General features: G+C 64.7%; 13 protein-coding genes. 7 read left to right on the top strand and 6 right to left on the bottom strand.

Annotation, left to right across the window (positions count from 1 at the left end; all coding sequences use genetic code 11):
• Positions 1 to 90: 90 nt before the first annotated feature.
• Both ACSKT0_RS01330 and ACSKT0_RS01325 read left to right on the top strand, forming a co-directional pair.
• Complete coding sequence (locus ACSKT0_RS01330) at positions 91 to 4,950, top strand: NAD-glutamate dehydrogenase (RefSeq protein ID WP_437772169.1); 4,860 nt, start codon at positions 91 to 93, stop codon at positions 4,948 to 4,950.
• Between the two features lie 98 nt (positions 4,951 to 5,048).
• Positions 5,049 to 5,270: a hypothetical protein gene (locus ACSKT0_RS01325; RefSeq protein ID WP_437772168.1), complete on the top strand. Its 222-nt coding sequence runs from the start codon at positions 5,049 to 5,051 to the stop codon at positions 5,268 to 5,270.
• Positions 5,271 to 5,393: 123 nt separating this feature from the next.
• Here the strand turns inward: ACSKT0_RS01325 and ACSKT0_RS01320 are convergent, their stop codons facing one another.
• The 4 genes from ACSKT0_RS01320 to ACSKT0_RS01305 form a co-directional block, all read right to left on the bottom strand.
• Entirely contained in the window at positions 5,394 to 5,642 is a 249-nt protein-coding gene (locus ACSKT0_RS01320; protein ID WP_059388455.1) for a hypothetical protein, read from the bottom strand.
• Positions 5,643 to 5,835: 193 nt separating this feature from the next.
• Positions 5,836 to 7,428, bottom strand: coding sequence for a histidine ammonia-lyase (gene hutH, locus ACSKT0_RS01315; protein ID WP_437772167.1), 1,593 nt, complete (start codon positions 7,426 to 7,428; stop codon positions 5,836 to 5,838).
• An 8-nt stretch (positions 7,429 to 7,436) separates the two neighbouring features.
• Positions 7,437 to 9,170, bottom strand: coding sequence for a urocanate hydratase (locus ACSKT0_RS01310; RefSeq protein ID WP_437772166.1), 1,734 nt, complete (start codon positions 9,168 to 9,170; stop codon positions 7,437 to 7,439).
• A gap of 222 nt (positions 9,171 to 9,392) precedes the next feature.
• Positions 9,393 to 10,196 carry an IclR family transcriptional regulator gene (locus ACSKT0_RS01305; RefSeq protein ID WP_437772165.1) on the bottom strand — a complete coding sequence of 268 codons (804 nt, stop codon included), beginning with the start codon at positions 10,194 to 10,196 and terminating at the stop codon, positions 9,393 to 9,395.
• A gap of 297 nt (positions 10,197 to 10,493) precedes the next feature.
• Between ACSKT0_RS01305 and ACSKT0_RS01300 the strand changes: the two genes are divergently transcribed.
• The gene (locus ACSKT0_RS01300; protein WP_437772164.1) at positions 10,494 to 11,966 is read left to right on the top strand and encodes an amino acid permease; all 1,473 of its coding nucleotides are present in this window, start codon (positions 10,494 to 10,496) and stop codon (positions 11,964 to 11,966) included.
• Positions 11,967 to 12,037: 71 nt separating this feature from the next.
• Positions 12,038 to 12,673, top strand: coding sequence for a LysE family translocator (locus tag ACSKT0_RS01295; protein WP_437772163.1), 636 nt, complete (start codon positions 12,038 to 12,040; stop codon positions 12,671 to 12,673).
• 27 nt (positions 12,674 to 12,700) lie between these two features.
• Here the strand turns inward: ACSKT0_RS01295 and ACSKT0_RS01290 are convergent, their stop codons facing one another.
• Positions 12,701 to 13,111 (bottom strand): hypothetical protein, encoded by a 411-nt coding sequence (locus ACSKT0_RS01290; protein ID WP_437772162.1) that lies wholly within the window; start codon positions 13,109 to 13,111, stop codon positions 12,701 to 12,703.
• On the opposite strand from ACSKT0_RS01290, the gene ACSKT0_RS01285 reads away from it, so the two are divergent.
• The 3 genes from ACSKT0_RS01285 to ACSKT0_RS01275 all read left to right on the top strand — a co-directional run bounded on the left by ACSKT0_RS01285 (position 13,110) and on the right by ACSKT0_RS01275 (position 14,159).
• Positions 13,110 to 13,460 (top strand): hypothetical protein, encoded by a 351-nt coding sequence (locus tag ACSKT0_RS01285; protein WP_437772161.1) that lies wholly within the window; start codon positions 13,110 to 13,112, stop codon positions 13,458 to 13,460. The two genes, ACSKT0_RS01290 and ACSKT0_RS01285, sit on opposite strands and share 2 nt — an antisense overlap.
• A 214-nt stretch (positions 13,461 to 13,674) precedes the next feature.
• Positions 13,675 to 13,926 (top strand): hypothetical protein, encoded by a 252-nt coding sequence (locus ACSKT0_RS01280; protein ID WP_437772160.1) that lies wholly within the window; start codon positions 13,675 to 13,677, stop codon positions 13,924 to 13,926.
• A gap of 2 nt (positions 13,927 to 13,928) precedes the next feature.
• Positions 13,929 to 14,159 (top strand): helix-turn-helix domain-containing protein, encoded by a 231-nt coding sequence (locus tag ACSKT0_RS01275; RefSeq protein WP_437773941.1) that lies wholly within the window; start codon positions 13,929 to 13,931, stop codon positions 14,157 to 14,159.
• Here the strand turns inward: ACSKT0_RS01275 and ACSKT0_RS01270 are convergent.
• Positions 14,137 to 15,147: a LacI family DNA-binding transcriptional regulator gene (locus ACSKT0_RS01270; RefSeq protein WP_437772159.1), complete on the bottom strand. Its 1,011-nt coding sequence runs from the start codon at positions 15,145 to 15,147 to the stop codon at positions 14,137 to 14,139. The genes ACSKT0_RS01275 and ACSKT0_RS01270 overlap by 23 nt on opposite strands.
• Positions 15,148 to 15,220: the final 73 nt, after the last annotated feature.

Raw genomic sequence — 15,220 nt, 5'->3', positions numbered from 1 at the left:
CCGCCCCGCGCCAGCCATCATGAAATCAGGCGCAGGACTTCGCCGACCGCTACAGCACGGCCGCTCCTTGCGCGGCGGAGGTGCAGCGACATGTCACCCAGGATCGAGCCCGCGGATCACGCCTTGGGAAGCACTTCCCCCGGCGCCCCGGATCGATTCCTCACCGACTACTACGAGCACGTGGCCGATGATGATGTCCGCAACTACACCACGGACACACTCGTGGAGCGTGCGCGGTACCACCGCTCATTGGCGGAACGGCGAGTTCCCGGGCAAGCGGTGATCGGCATCCTGAACGAGGCCGATGCGAGCCTCGTAGCGATCGTCACTGAGGACATGCCCTACCTCGTGCCGTCGGTCACCGCGGAAATCGCCAGGGATAACGCCTCCATCCGGCTCCTGGTCCACTCCACTTTTACGGTCACCCGGGATCCAGCCACCCATCGCCTGACCGACGTGCGCCGCGGCCCCCTGCGGACCGGACTGCCGTCCGGCGTCGAGCCTTCCGCCCCGGTCACCCCAATGGACCACGACGACGGCGGGCCGCTCACGGAGGCGTGGATCGCCGTCGAGATTTCCAGGCTTCCAGACGAAACCAGTGCCGAACACCTCGTTGAACGGCTGCGAAACGTCCTTGGCGATGTCCGGGCTGCGGCGGAAGACGCTGCTGCCATCCGCCAGGAGCTTGCCGACGAGATCAGGGGCTTGGAGGGCTTGTCCGGCGGCGAGGAGGTCCAGGAGTTGCTGCGCTGGCTGGACGACGGGAATTTCGTGTTCCTCGGCTACCGTGGCGGGAGGGATCTCGGACTGCTCCGGAATGTGGCGGTCGACGCGTCCGAGGGTGGGCCGTCCGAAAAGCCCTTCCTCACGCTCACCAAGTCGACGCTCCGCTCGACGGTCCTCCGGCGTGCCTACCTCGACGAAATTACCCTGGCCGGGGCTGACAAGATCGGCGAGCACACCTTCGTCGGCCTTTTCGCTCCCAGCTCGGCGTCCCGTTCGGCACTCCAGATTCCCGTCATCCGGGTCACTGTGGACGAGGTACTGCGGACGTTCGGCTACCCGCCCGCGTCACACCGTGGCAAGGAACTCCTGGCCGTGGTGGAGGCCTATCCGCGCGACGAGCTCTTCCACATCGACGCCAGGCAGTTGGCGGAGCACGCGCGGGACATTATGCGTCTCCAAGAACGGCACAGCACTCGGTTGTTCCTTCGTCCGGACTCGCATAACCGCTTCATGACGGCTTTGGTCTTCCTGCCGCGGCAACGCTACAGCACGGCCGTCCGGCTCAACATTGAACGCGAACTTCGCGAGGCCTTCGGCTCCGGGGCCATCGAGTTCGAGCTCCGCCTGGGCGAATCCGCCATGGCCCGCGTGTTCTTCCGGGTCCTGTTGCCACGCGAGGCGGCACCCGCCGTCGTCGACCCTGCCGTACTGGAGCAGCGGATTATCGCCGCGACGCGGTCCTGGGCTGAAGGCCTGGACGAAGCCTTGCGGGCAAGGTTCCCCGCGAACGAGGCGGCCCGGCTGTCCCGGCAATGGGCTGCCGCCTTTCCGGCCAGCTACAAGGCCGATTACGAGGTGGAAGACGCCGTTCAGGACATCGTCCGGTTCGAGAGTTTCGCACCCCCGGAAGCGGACCTGCCCGACGGCGACACCGCGGACCCGCTGCTCGCCGTCTACAAGCGCCCGGGAACTGCCGTCCTCGCCGAGGATGCGCGGATTCGGCTCTATTTGACCCGCCCGCAAAGCCTGAGCCAGATTTTGCCGTTCTTCCACAACCTGGGCTTGCGCGTCCTGGACCAGCGGCCCTTCGATGTGCAGCGTGCCGATGGGCGGTCCTTCTTCCTTTACGACCTCGGCCTCGTCTATCCGCGCGGTGTTGATCCCGTGGGAACCGGCGAGCTCCTGGCCGCTTCGTTCTGTGCCGCGATGCGGGGAGATGCGGAGTCCGACGCCTTCGATGCCCTCGTCATCCGGGAGGGGATCGACTGGCGGCGGACAGCCATCCTGCGGGCATATGCGAAGTACCTTCGGCAGCTGGGGAGCACCAATTCGTACGGGTTCATCGCGGATACCCTTCGTGAGAATGCGCGTGCAACCCGCGCTTTGCTTTCGCTCTTCGAGGCGAAGTTCGATCCGGACCGGTTCGAACCCGATCTGTTCGATCCTGAACTGCGTGCGCCGACGCCCGAACCAACGCCCGCTGAGCAGATTCCAGCTGGAAGCGATCTGTTCGAAACGGACCGCGGCAAGTACAGCTCGCGGACGCAAGCCACCAACGCCGCGCGCAAGGAACTGGCGGAAGCGATCGACGCCGTACCGGTCCTCGACGCCGACCGCCTTTTGCGTTCCCTGGCGAGCTTGGTGGAGGCCACCCTGCGCACCAACTTCTACCTGAACAAGCCGTATTTGAGTTTCAAGCTCAATCCCTCTTCCATTCCCGCCGCACCGGCACCCCGGCCGCAGTTCGAAATCTGGGTCTACTCGCCGCGGGTGGAAGGCGTCCATTTGCGTTTCGGCCCGATTGCCCGCGGCGGCTTGCGCTGGTCCGACCGCCGCGAGGACTTCCGCACGGAAGTCCTGGGGCTCGTGAAAGCCCAGACGGCGAAAAATGCCGTCATTGTTCCCACCGGAGCCAAGGGCGGCTTCTATCCCAAACAGCTCCCGGACCCGGCCGAAGACCGTGCGGCCTGGCTGGCCGAAGGCCAGGAAAGCTACCGGATCTTCGTTCGCGGACTGCTGGACATCACGGACAACCTGGTTGCCGAACGGGTTGTCCCGCCGGCCCGCGTGGTGAGGCACGACGGCAACGACTACTACCTCGTGGTGGCTGCCGACAAGGGCACGGCCACGTTCTCCGACATTGCCAACGACCTCGCGGCGGAGTACGGATTCTGGCTGGGCGATGCGTTCGCGTCCGGCGGTTCAGTGGGTTATGACCACAAGCAGATGGGCATCACGGCCCGCGGCGCCTGGGAGTCTGTGCGGCACCATTTCAGCGAACTGCTCATCGACTCCCGGACCGAGGATTTCACCGTGGTGGGCATCGGCGACATGAGCGGCGACGTGTTCGGCAACGGCATGCTGCTCTCGAACCACATCAAGCTGGTGGCAGCATTCGATCACCGGCACATCTTCCTGGATCCCACCCCGGACCCAGTCACGTCCTTCGCCGAGCGGAAACAGCTCTTCAAGCTCCCCCGCTCGTCCTGGGCCGACTACAACCCCGCGAAGCTCAGTCCGGGCGGAGGAGTGTTCTCCCGGGCCGAGAAGTCAATCAGCATCACCGAACCGGTCCGCCTCGCCTTGGGATTGGATGAGGGCACGACGGCGATGAGCCCGCCTGAGCTGCTCAGGGCCGTCCTCACGGCCCCCGTCGATCTGCTGTACAACGGCGGAATCGGCACCTACGTCAAGGCCTCCGCCGAGACGCATGCCGACGTCGGAGACAAGTCAAACGATGCTATCCGGGTGGACGCCGTCCAACTGCGTACCCGGATCATCGCTGAGGGCGGCAACCTCGGCGTCACCCAACGCGGCAGGATCGAGGCCGCCCTGGCCGGAATCCTCGTGAACACCGATGCCATCGACAACTCCGCCGGCGTGGACTGCTCGGACCACGAGGTGAATATCAAGATCTTCCTGGACCGGATGATCGCCGCGGGGAAGATGTCCCCGAACGAAAGGACGAGATTCCTCCACTCACTCCAGGACGAGGTGGGGCGGCTCGTCTTGAAAACCAACGTTGACCAAAACGTCCTCCTCCTCAATGACAAGCAACTGGTCCTTGAGTGGAGCCCGAGCTTCGAACGGACCATGGACTGGCTCGAATCAGCCACGGACCTGGACCGGCAGCTCGAATGCCTGCCGGCTACCGAGGAAATCCAGGCTCGCGTAGGGACCGGAGTTGGACTCACCTCGCCCGAACTGGCCGTGCTGGCGGCCTATGCCAAGATCGAGCTCGCCCGGGAACTGACGGAGGGCGGGCTTGCGGACGATCCATGGTTTTCGCAAACGCTGCGCGAGTATTTCCCCCGCCAACTCTCGGAGCGGTTCGGCGAGGACCTCTCCACGCATCCTTTGCGCCGCCAAATCGTCGCCACAGTGGTGGCCAACGACATGATCAACCTCGGCGGCATCGCGTTCGCATTCCGCGCCATGGAGGAAACCACGGTTTCGGCGGCCGCTGTGGCGCGTGGATTCGTGGTCATGCGCCGAATCTGGGATTTCGATTCGGTCACTGAAGCCATCGCCCGGGTGCCGGCAAGGATCCCCAGCGAACATGGGTGCGCCGTCGCCCTGGATATGCGCCGCCTCCTCGACCGGTCCACCCGCTGGTATGTCACCCACGATTTCCGGGACAAGCCCATTGCGGACGCCTTTGCGCGGCTCGAACGGCCCATGTCGCTGATGCGTCTAGATTTCACGCGCTTCCTGCACGGGATCAACCTGCAACACTCGGTGACGCGCCTTGCCCACTCCGATTCTGTCGGCCTGCCGCACGATCTGGGCATCCGGGCATCCGAGCTCCTGGTCAGCTACGGCCTTTTGGATATTTCCGCGATTGCCGAGGAATTGCAGGAGCCTGTTGAGGACGTGGCAGAGGTCTACTTCGCCGTGTTCGAACGGATCTCGGCCATCCCCTTGTTGGAACACATCACGCTGTTGCCGCGGGACACCCACTGGGAGGCCTTGGCCCGGGCAGCCCTCCGCGACGACATGTACCTGGTCCTTGCCGACATGACCAAGGCCGTGGTCCGGCACACTCCCCGCTCCTCGGAGGCGACCGCCGACCCCGTAGCGAGGATCGAGAATTGGGAACGCGGAAACATCGAACAACTCGCCCGTATCCAGGACACCATCAAGGAAGCCATCAAGCCCGGTCCGGTGGATATCGCGGCACTCGCCGTGGCCCTGAAGCTCTTGCGCGCTATGGTCCGCCGGTGATCCAGATCCCAGAATGACAGACATCCCATGACACTTTGCTATCTTTTTATGCAGGAATTGCCGCTCCCCCCTGCGGCACCCTGCAGAAGGAGCCCCCAATGAGCACTGCCACAATAGAAAACAACGAGATCCATTTGTCCTTTGCGTCCGTCGACGAAGTCCATGCAGGACTTGACGAAGCCGTCAGCACGCTCATCGAAGCCGCTGCCGACAGCGGCCGCTGCGGGATCCTGGTGACCCGCCGGGAGCCAGGAAGCTACACGGTTGCCTTGGACGAGTCGGTCCCGTTCGGCCAGACCCGAGAGGTCCTCGCCGCCTAGGAAACCTAGGAAGCCTAGTAACAGGTACGGACAACAAAACCGGGGCTTGTTTTCCAGACCACGCAAAGAAGGCGTGGAATGGGAAACAAGCCCCGGTTCTTTAACTCGGTTTCTTGCAGGTCACTACACCCGGCGCAACTCCACGCCGTCGGACTTCATGAAAAGCTGCTTGGCGGCTTCATCGGCGCCAGGTCCTGCGGGTTCAAGCCACACAACGTTGCCGCTGCCCGAGACTTCCTGCACCTCCCCCGCCGCGACCACATGTGCGTGCCTTACGACTTCGATCCGCTCCCCCACCTTCAACGTTCCCCAGTTGGAAACGACGGCGGACTGTGCGATTCGCCTGGACAGGACTGTCCCGCGTGCCTTCATTGAACTTCTACCCCTTTGTGGATGTTCGTTACTTCAGTTGTGAACGGATATTCCCCGGCAGGCCCACGACATCGTCGGCGTGGACATGCCGTACCCCATAAGTTCTACTACACAGAAAGCGCCCCGGGGCGCGTATTGCCAAACATTTCCGGGGCGCTTCCTATTGTTCACTCGAACAGTATTTTGTTCGGCGTCAGGCGAGAATTCCGACGGCGGATTCGGCGGCCAATCGCACATCGCCGGCGCCTACAAGACGGTCCGCAGCTTCCAGCTCAGGTGAGAGGAAACGGTCAGTTCCGGGGCCGTCGACGACGCCGCGCAGCACCTCGATCACGGCGGTGCCAGCCGGCCCCGGAGTGAGTTCGCCACCGGACAATTGGGTGCGGATGTCGAGGGCACGGGCGCTCGTGACGAGTTCCACAGCCAGGACACGGCGCAGGTTCTCGATGGCCTTGCGTAGCTTGCGGGCAGCGTGCCAACCCATGGAGACGTGGTCTTCCTGCATGGCGGAGCTCGGGATGGAGTCCACCGACGCCGGGACGGCCAGGCGCTTGTTGTCCGAGACGAGCCCGGCCTGGGTGTACTGGGCGATCATGAGGCCCGAGTCCACGCCGGGATCGTCGGCAAGGAAGGCCGGGAGTCCGTGTGAGCGGGCCGGATCCAGCATGCGGTCCGTGCGGCGCTCTGCGATGGAGGACAAGTCCGCCACTGCGATGGCCAGGAAGTCCAGCACATAGGCAACCGGAGCGCCATGGAAGTTGCCGTTGGAGGACACGCGGCCGTCCGGGAGCACCACGGGATTGTCGATGGCTGCGGCCAACTCGCGGGAGGCCACGAGTTCGGCGTGCGTCACGGTGTCGCGGACCGCGCCGGCAACCTGGGGTGCGCAGCGGAGCGAATACGCGTCCTGGACCTTGGTGTCGTTGACGCGGTGCGAAGCAACGATCGGCGAGTTCGAAAGCACGCGCAGCATGTTGTCCGCGCTTGCAGCCTGGCCCGGGTGGGGCCGCAGGGCCGCGTGCAGCTCAGGCAGGAACACCTGGTCCGTCCCGAGCAGCGCCTCGACGCTGAGCGCCGCCGTGATGTCCGCCGTCGTAAGCAGCAGGTGCAGGTCGGCGATGGCCATCAGGAGCATGCCGAGCATGCCCTCGGTGCCGTTGACGAGCGCGAGGCCTTCCTTTTCCGCGAGGACCACCGGCTCGATGCCGTGTGCGGCGAGGAGCTCGGAAACCGGCTTCTTTCCGGCGGCGCCGTACAGCTCGCCGTCGGGGCCGGTGGCTTCGCCTTCGCCCATCAGGACCAAGGCGCAGTGGGACAACGGGGCGAGGTCGCCCGAGCAACCCAGCGAGCCGAATTCACGGACTACCGGGGTAATGCCGGCGTTGAGGACGTCCACCATGGTCTGCAGGACCACGGGACGAACGCCCGTGCGGCCCGAGGCCAGGGTCTTGGCGCGCAGGAACATGATGCCGCGGACCACTTCACGCTCCACTGCCGGGCCCATGCCTGCGGCGTGGCTGCGGATGAGCGACTTCTGCAACTGGGTGCGGAGTTCATTAGGGATGTGGCGGTTGGCCAGGGCACCGAAGCCCGTCGAAACGCCGTACGCCGGAACTTCGCTGTGCGCGAGGCCGTCGATGTGGGCGCGGACCTTGGCAACCGTGTCCAGGGCTTCCTGGGAGATGGTCACCTTGGCGTCGTAGCGCGCGACGGCGACGACGTCCTCCGGCGTGACTCCGCTGGAGCCGAGGGTAACGGTCAGCGGTTCGTGGGTTGTGATGGTCACAGTAGTTCCTACTTCTCGTTCATGGGGATGCGGACGCCGCGTTCGTGGGCGACTTCGATGGCGCGGTCGTAGCCGGCGTCGGCGTGGCGGATGACGCCCATGCCGGGGTCGTTGGTGAGGAGGCGTTCGAGTTTCTGCGCGGCGAGTTCGGTGCCGTCGGCGACGGAGACCTGGCCGGTGTGGATGGAGCGGCCGATGCCCACGCCGCCGCCGTGGTGGATGGAGACCCAGGTCGCGCCGGAAGAGGCTGCGGTCAGGGCGTTCAGCAAAGGCCAGTCGGCGATCGCGTCGGAGCCGTCCTTCATGGACTCGGTCTCCCGGTAGGGGGAGGCGACGGAGCCGGAGTCCAGGTGGTCCCGGCCGATCACGATGGGGGCCTTGACCTTGCCCTCTTTCACGAGCTGGTTGAACAGCAGGCCCGCCTTGGCGCGTTCGCCGTAGCCGAGCCAGCAGATCCGGGCCGGGAGGCCTTCGAACTCGACGCGTTCGGCGGCGGCGTCGAGCCATTTGTGCAGGTGGGTGTTCTCGGGGAAGAGTTCCTTGATGGCTTTGTCGGTCACGGCGATGTCTTCGGGGTCACCGGAGAGCGCGACCCAGCGGAACGGGCCCAGCCCTTCGCAGAACAGGGGACGGATGTAGGCCGGGACGAAGCCGGGGAATTCGAAGGCGCGGTCGTAGCCGCCCTTGCGGGCCTCGTCGCGGATCGAGTTGCCGTAGTCGAAGACCTCGGCGCCGGCGTCCTGGAACTCGACCATGGCCTGGACATGCTTGGCCATGGAGGCCTGGGCCTTCTTCGTGAACCCTTCCGGGTCGGCTTCGGCCTCGGTGTGCCATTCGGCCACGGTGATGCCTTCGGGCAGGTAGGACAGCGGGTCGTGCGCGCTGGTCTGGTCGGTCACGACGTCGATGGTCAACTGGCCGGCCTTGTGGCGGGCCAGGAGTTCGGGGAAGACTTCGGCGGCGTTGCCCACGTAGCCCACGGACCAGCCGCGGCGCTCGTCCTTGGCCTTCTGGACCTTGGCGATCGCGGTGTCCAGATCGGTTTCGACCTCGTCCAGGTAGCGCTTGCCCACGCGGCGGCGCAGCCGGGACTCGTCGACGTCCACGATCAGGCAGGCCCCGTCGTTCAGGGTCACGGCGAGCGGCTGGGCCCCGCCCATGCCGCCGCACCCGCCGGTCAAGGTCAGGGTCCCGGCCAAAGGACCCTCCGCGGAGGAGGCTCCCGCGGGGATGCGGCCAGCGTCATGCCTAGCGGCCGCGAGTTTGTTCCCGACGGCGGCGAAGGTCTCGTACGTGCCCTGCAGGATGCCCTGGGTGCCGATGTATATCCAGGACCCGGCCGTCATCTGCCCGTACATCATCAGTCCCTCGGCCTCGAGGCGGCGGAATTCGGGCCACGTCGCCCAGTCACCCACGAGGTTCGAGTTCGCCAGCAACACCCGCGGCGCCCATTCGTTGGTGCGGAACACCCCGACGGGCTTGCCGGACTGCACCAGGAGGGTCTCGTCCTTCTCCAAGGTCTCCAGGGTCCGGGTGATCGCGTCGAACGCGGCCCAGGACCGGGCGGCCCGGCCCGTGCCGCCGTACACGACCAGGTCATCCGGGCGTTCGGCGACCTCGGGGTCCAGGTTGTTCATCAACATGCGCAACGGCGCTTCGGTCTGCCAGCTCTTCGCGGTCAGCTCCGTGCCGCGCGCGGCCTTGACCGGACGGGCTCCGGTAGTGAAATCGGCGGGTGCCATGATGACTCCTTCGTCTCTGGAAGTTGTTAGGTGGAAGTGCTTCTGTATCCAGTAGAGCCCCTCCGCAAGGGTCTTGGAATGGCTTTATGGAGGGTGCTGTCCGGAATACCAGACTCAACTGACTCGCAGTAGATGTCGTTATGAGCGCCCAAAACGACAACAACTGCGAGTCAGTTGGGCGGGGGCCGGGTTGGTGGGCCGAGTCGGTTGGGCGGGGTCGCGTTAGGAAGGGCGGCCGTGGATGCGGATCGACAGTTCGTCCGCTGTTTTCTGGATTCGGGCGGCCAGGGCGGGCCATTCCTCAGCCGGCACCCGGTCCTCGAGGAATGTCACGGCGACTGCCGCCGTCGGCCATCCCAAATGGTCGGTGACGGCTGCGGCCACCGAGCCGAAGCCGGGGGTGACTTCGCCGTGTTCGGTGGCGTAGCCGCGCTGCCGGACCTGGTCCAAGTGCGAGGACAAGGCCGAGTACTTCATGATGGGCGATTCCATCTCGTGCCGGGCCGTAAAAGCGGCAGCATTCGGGTACAGGGCCCTGACCTGCGATTTCGGCAGTGCGGCCAGGATCGCTCGCCCGCTGGCGGTGAGGTGGCTGGGAAGCCGGACCCCGACGTCGGTCACGAGGGACGGGCGGTTCTTGGCCCGTTCCTCCACGATGTAGAGCACATCGCGGCCGTGCAGGACGGCCAAGTGCGCGCTCTCGCCGATCGCATCCACAAGGGCGGCCAGCATGGGGCGGCCGAGCCGCGACAGGGGCTCTTGCCGCGAGTATGCGGAACTGAGTTCAAAGGCGCTGATTCCCAACCCGTAGCGCTGCTCCTCATGAAGGTGCAGGACGAAGCCATTGGCCTCCATGACGCCAAGCAGGTGATAGACACTGGACCGGGGCAGGCCCAGAGCTGTGGCGATGTTGGACGCTGCCATCGGGCCACGACGGGAAGCGAGCAACTTCAGGATGCGTAGGGTGTTCTCGGCGGCCGGGACCTTGGAAGCGGCCCGGCCTTGAGTGGACGGCTGTATGGACATGGCTCCTCTTCGAGTGCACGGTAACGCCCGGCCCACCCCTTCCGCCACAAGGCGGCAAGGCGGGTGTCCGGGATCCCGTACTTAAGCGTGCGCCCCATGGAGTGGATCGGAAAGCCAATCAGAACATTAAGCTGTCTGGAATACCAGACATTTGCGCCTAAGCCGCCTGGTCATCAACCACTCAAGAGCGAAGCGTCTGAGAACCGAGACAACGATGTGCCGTGAGACCCATCACAGCCCACTCCGGAATGTTCTGCTGGTTAACAGCCCCCCTCCCAATGACGAGAAGGTATTCGCATGCAGCAAGCCCCAACAGCCGTCAGAACGCCGGCCGCCAAAGTCGTCGAAGGCGCGGTAACCACCGTTCTCAGCCGCGGCCTCAATGTCCGCCACATCCGCTTCATGGCCCTCGGATCGGCGATCGGGACAGGTCTCTTCTACGGTTCCGCGTCTGCGATCCAAAAGGCCGGCCCGTCGGTTCTCTTCGCCTACATGATCGGTGGCGCCGCCGTCTTCATGGTGATGCGCGCCCTTGGCGAAATGGCCGTCCGCCACCCCGTCTCCGGCTCGTTCGGCCAGTACGCCAGCCGCTACCTCGGACCGCTGGCCGGGTTCATCACCGGGTGGACCTACGTCTTCGAAATGGCCATCGTGGCGATCGCGGACGTGACGGCGTTCAGTATCTACATGGGCTTCTGGTTCCCGCAGGTGGACCGATGGATCTGGGTCCTGGCGATCATCCTCCTCCTTGGCGCCATGAACCTCCTGAGCGTGAAGGTCTTCGGCGAGCTTGAGTTTTGGTTCTCGCTCATCAAGGTCGTGGCCATCATCGCCATGATTGCGGGCGGCGCTGCGATCATCGTGTTCGGCTTCCACTCCGGAAATGGCGGCGCGGCACCGGGGCTGGGGAACCTCGTTGACCACGGCGGCCTGTTCCCGAACGGTTTCGGCGGGCTCTTGGCCTCGTTCGCCGTCGTGATGTTCGCCTTCGGCGGGATCGAAACGATCGGCATCACGGCAGGCGAGGCCGCCGACCCCAAGAAGGTCATTCCGCAGGCCGTCAACACCGTCCCGGTGCGCGTGTTGCTGTTCTACGTCCTGACGCTCGGCGTGCTCATGAGCTTGTTCCCCTGGAATGAAATCGGGAACAACGGCAGCCCGTTTGTGCAGATCTTCAGCGGCCTCGGCATCCCCGCGGCGCCCCACATCCTCAATGCCGTGGTCATCACTTCTGCGCTGTCCGCCATCAATAGCGACATTTTCGGCGCCGGACGCATCCTTTTCGGGCTTTCCCAGCAAGGACATGCTCCGAAGAGCTTCGGCAAGATCTCAAGGCACGGTGTTCCCTGGATGACTGTGGTCCTCATGGGGGGCATCCTGCTGGTGGGCGTGCTGCTCAACGCGGTAATCCCCGAGGACGTGTTCCTTGTGATCGCCTCCATCGCCACCTTCGCGACAGTGTGGGTGTGGGTCATGATCCTCGCCTCCCACGTCGCCATGAAGCGCGAGATCAAGCGCAAGGGACTCCCGGCGTCGGAATTCGCATCGCCATGGTGGCCGGCCGCATCTGTGCTGACCATCGCCTTCATGGCCCTGGTGATCGTCATCCTTGGCGTCTTCGAGGACACCCGAGTGGCTTTGTACGTGGGCGCCGTGTGGCTCGGACTGCTGGTGCTGGCCTACAAGCTGTGGGTCCGCGGCGGCGGGCGCGTTCGTGCGGATCTCGTTGACGAAACAGCTTCGATTCCCGTGATCGCCCCGCGGCACTAGCGGACACTGCCCGACGGCGGCTGCTCCCACTAGCCATCGACCGTCACCGCCGGCCAGCGCTATCATCAGGCATGGTTCCGTTCACCAACCTCCTGGCGTTTGCGCTGGCCGCACTGGTCCTCATCGCCATCCCCGGTCCCAGCGTCCTGTTCGTGATTGGACGCTCCCTCGCCCTCGGCCGCAGAGGCGGACTCCTGAGTGTGCTCGGAAACGCGCTTGGCATGGTTCCGCAGATCATCGCTGTGGCGTTCGGGCTTGGTGCGGTCCTGGCGCAATCGATCGTGCTCTTCACGATCATCAAGTTCGGTGGCGCGGCGTACCTGGTCTATCTCGGGGTGCAGGCGATCCGCCACCGCGGCGGGCGTTCGACGGCGGCTGGCCCCGCACCGTCGCGGTCCATGTGGCGGCTCATCCGCGAGGGTTTTGTCGTCGGTGCCAGCAACCCGAAATCGATCGTGTTCTTCGTGGCCGTGCTGCCCCAGTTCGTGGAATATTCGAGCGGCAGTATTCCGCTTCAGCTCGCCGAACTCGGAAGTGTTTTCCTGGTGATCGCCCTGATCTCCGACAGTATCTGGGCCCTCGCAGCGGGCACCGCACGCCACTGGTTTGCCCGCTCCCCGCGGCGGATCTCCACCCTGGGTGCCACGGGCGGGGTCATGATGATCGGGCTCGGCGGAACCTTGGCGCTTACAGGCACCAAGTCTTAGGGGCTGGGACCAGATGCAACTGCGGACTCAGCCGGCAGGAAGCCAATCCACGTGCGAGTCCGAGTCGTAGACCCGGCAAACCCGCACGCTGTCCTGGGCAGGACCATCGACAAGCTTGAGGGTGATCTTCATGAGGATGTCGTACGACGCCAGACCGGAGGCCGCCGTTGACTGCACGGGGTTCCCGGAGAAGGCGATGGAGACCACAGTGAATGGCCGGGGCACCACCGTTCCGGTCACAATTGAGGAGTGTGCCGCATCGCTTTGCAGGCGCGCCGTGCAGCTGTCCTTGATGCGTTGGATCCCGGCTGCGTCGAGGGCCTGCTGCACAGGAGCAGGCACCGCGGGAGCCGGAGCTGGCGCAGCGGGGGCCGGCACCGGGGCATCGGGCTTGGCACTGCTCGCCGGGGCAGGGACCGGGGCCTGACTTGAAGGCATGGAGCTGGCTGAATCAGCGCTGGCGGAAGCGCTGGCGGCTGGCGCTGAAGCGCTGGCGGAAGCGCTGGCGGCTGGCGCTGAAGCGGTGGCACTCGGCGTCGTTGCCGGTGTCCTGGTGGCACCGGGTGCAGAAGCCGCTGCACTGACAATGGCCGACGGCGCGGCGCCGGCCATCGAATTTGATGATGTCTGCGTGGCGTTGAGCGTGATCGCCCCCGCCAACCCGACCGCCACCACCCCCGCAACGACAATTCCTGCTTTTGCCGCTCGTTGCATTGTTCCCCCTCCCAGACCTGACGGAACATTTGCTTTGAGCGTATGGACTGTTCGCCCGGCCTGGCATGCGTAACCCCTACCCGTCTTTTGCCCGGACTACTCGGGTCACCACTTGCTTGCGCTGGGGTGCTTGTCCGAGTAGTGGTCCAAGTGACGTGAGTGGCCCATGTGCCATAACGGGTGCAAGGCACTCATGTGTTGCGTGTGGTCGGCGCCTACCGTTGGAAGATCGCGACTGCAAAGGAGTGATTCCGATGTTCGATCCTTACTCAAGGCACTCTGCTCGGATGCGCAAGCAACGCCGCCGTGCGCTGGCTTTGCGACTTTGCCAGGTATTTTCGCGGGCATCCAAGCAGGCCAAATCGACTGTCTCCCCTTTTAAGGTGGGAGACTACGTGGCTGGAGACGATCCCTTCAACGGGTCCAAGGAAGGCGTGGTGGTCGTCATCAAAGGCCCATCGATTGGCTTGAGAACCGTCGTGCCAACGGGTGGCACCCTGGTCTACTACGACTACCGCCAATTGCGGAGGCCGTGGTGAATATGTCCGCCGCCGGCATTCCAGGCAACCGGTTCATGACAATCGCCGAGGTTGCCCAGGCGCTGCGGGTATCCAGAATGACCGTTTACCGCCTCGTGAACTCGCACGCCATCCACGCCGTGCGGTTCGGGCGGTCATACCGCGTTCCGGAGTCGGCGGTGGAGTCCTACATTGAGCATTCCGCCGTTGACGAGGCTGAGCAGAATCCCCCTAAGGCAGCCGGGGAGCCGTGAGGGTAATCGGTCCAACGGAATCACGCTCCACCGGCGGGCATTCAAGCTTAACCACCGGGCTCCGCGCTGGTTCGTCGACGCCGAGAAGCAAGCGCACACCCGCGGCGCCGAGCTCGTAGTGCGGCAGCGCGACGGTGGACAGCGGTGGCCGCATGTGGGCGGCGATGACTTCCTGGTTGTCGAAACCCACCACGGCCATGTCATCGGGAATGGACAACCCCTGTTGCTTCAGCCCGTCGTAGAGACCCATGGCCATGCGGTCGTTGTAGCAAAAGACTGCCGTGACGTCGCGTTTGAGGAGTTCCTCAACTGCTCCGTACCCGCCTTCCTGGTCAGGATAGGCGTCGAACACGAGGTGCGGATCGAATGCGATTCCCGCGGATTCGAGCGCTTCCCGGTAGCCCTGGAGGCGTCCGTCCTTCGCGGGTGCAGGAATCGTGGCGTTGATAAAGGCGATCCGCCGGTGACCCTTGCGGAGGAGGATGTCGGTGGCTTCCCGTCCGCCATGGACTTCATCCGGGACCACGGCCAAGGCGTCGGAGTCCGGGGAGAAGCAGTTCACCAGTACGAAGTCTGTCTCTTGCAACGCTGCGGGGATCTCAGTTGGGCGGTGGAACCAGGTGGAGTACAGGATGCCGCGAACCTTGTGTTCGAGCATCATCGAGATGGCGTCTTTTTCGACAGGCTCGTCGCCCTCCGTGTTGGCGACCAGAAGCACGAATCCGTGTTTCCAAGCTTCGTCCTGGGCGCCGTGGATGATTTGCCCCGCGAAGGGAGTCGTGGCGATCGCGTCAGCGACGAGGCCAATGAACCGTGAACTGCCGCTCACGAGGTTCTTCGCGAGGGCGTTCGGGCGGTATCCCAGTTCGCGGATGGTGTCCAGGACGCGCTTGCGGGTCCCGGCGCCGATCCTGGCGTCTTTCTTGTTGTTAACAACCAGGGAAACCGTAGCAACGGAGACTCCAGCCCCTTCCGCCACGTCCCGCATCGTGACCGGATGACTCGTCCTCGGAGTCGCCGGTGGATGCGAGGGGTTAACCTCGGGTTCTCTCAAGCTTTTT

The organism is Arthrobacter sp. KNU40 (assembly GCF_051515115.1).
In the GTDB taxonomy this organism is placed as follows: Bacteria; Actinomycetota; Actinomycetes; order Actinomycetales; family Micrococcaceae; genus Arthrobacter.
The sequence above is the reverse complement of the archived record's forward strand: the minus strand, read 5'-3'. Positions and strand labels throughout refer to the sequence as shown.

Coding starts and splice junctions, on each gene's coding strand:
- ACSKT0_RS01325 (WP_437772168.1), top strand. CDS start 5,049: ATGAGCACTGCCACAATAGAAAACAACGAGATCCATTTGTCCTTTGCG.
- ACSKT0_RS01295 (WP_437772163.1), top strand. CDS start 12,038: ATGGTTCCGTTCACCAACCTCCTGGCGTTTGCGCTGGCCGCACTGGTC.
- ACSKT0_RS01320 (WP_059388455.1), bottom strand. CDS start 5,642: ATGAAGGCACGCGGGACAGTCCTGTCCAGGCGAATCGCACAGTCCGCC.
- ACSKT0_RS01285 (WP_437772161.1), top strand. CDS start 13,110: ATGGAGCTGGCTGAATCAGCGCTGGCGGAAGCGCTGGCGGCTGGCGCT.
- ACSKT0_RS01300 (WP_437772164.1), top strand. CDS start 10,494: ATGCAGCAAGCCCCAACAGCCGTCAGAACGCCGGCCGCCAAAGTCGTC.
- ACSKT0_RS01270 (WP_437772159.1), bottom strand. CDS start 15,147: ATGCGGGACGTGGCGGAAGGGGCTGGAGTCTCCGTTGCTACGGTTTCC.
- ACSKT0_RS01310 (WP_437772166.1), bottom strand. CDS start 9,170: ATGGCACCCGCCGATTTCACTACCGGAGCCCGTCCGGTCAAGGCCGCG.
- ACSKT0_RS01330 (WP_437772169.1), top strand. CDS start 91: ATGTCACCCAGGATCGAGCCCGCGGATCACGCCTTGGGAAGCACTTCC.
- ACSKT0_RS01290 (WP_437772162.1), bottom strand. CDS start 13,111: ATGCCTTCAAGTCAGGCCCCGGTCCCTGCCCCGGCGAGCAGTGCCAAG.
- ACSKT0_RS01275 (WP_437773941.1), top strand. CDS start 13,929: ATGTCCGCCGCCGGCATTCCAGGCAACCGGTTCATGACAATCGCCGAG.
- ACSKT0_RS01305 (WP_437772165.1), bottom strand. CDS start 10,196: ATGTCCATACAGCCGTCCACTCAAGGCCGGGCCGCTTCCAAGGTCCCG.
- ACSKT0_RS01280 (WP_437772160.1), top strand. CDS start 13,675: ATGCGCAAGCAACGCCGCCGTGCGCTGGCTTTGCGACTTTGCCAGGTA.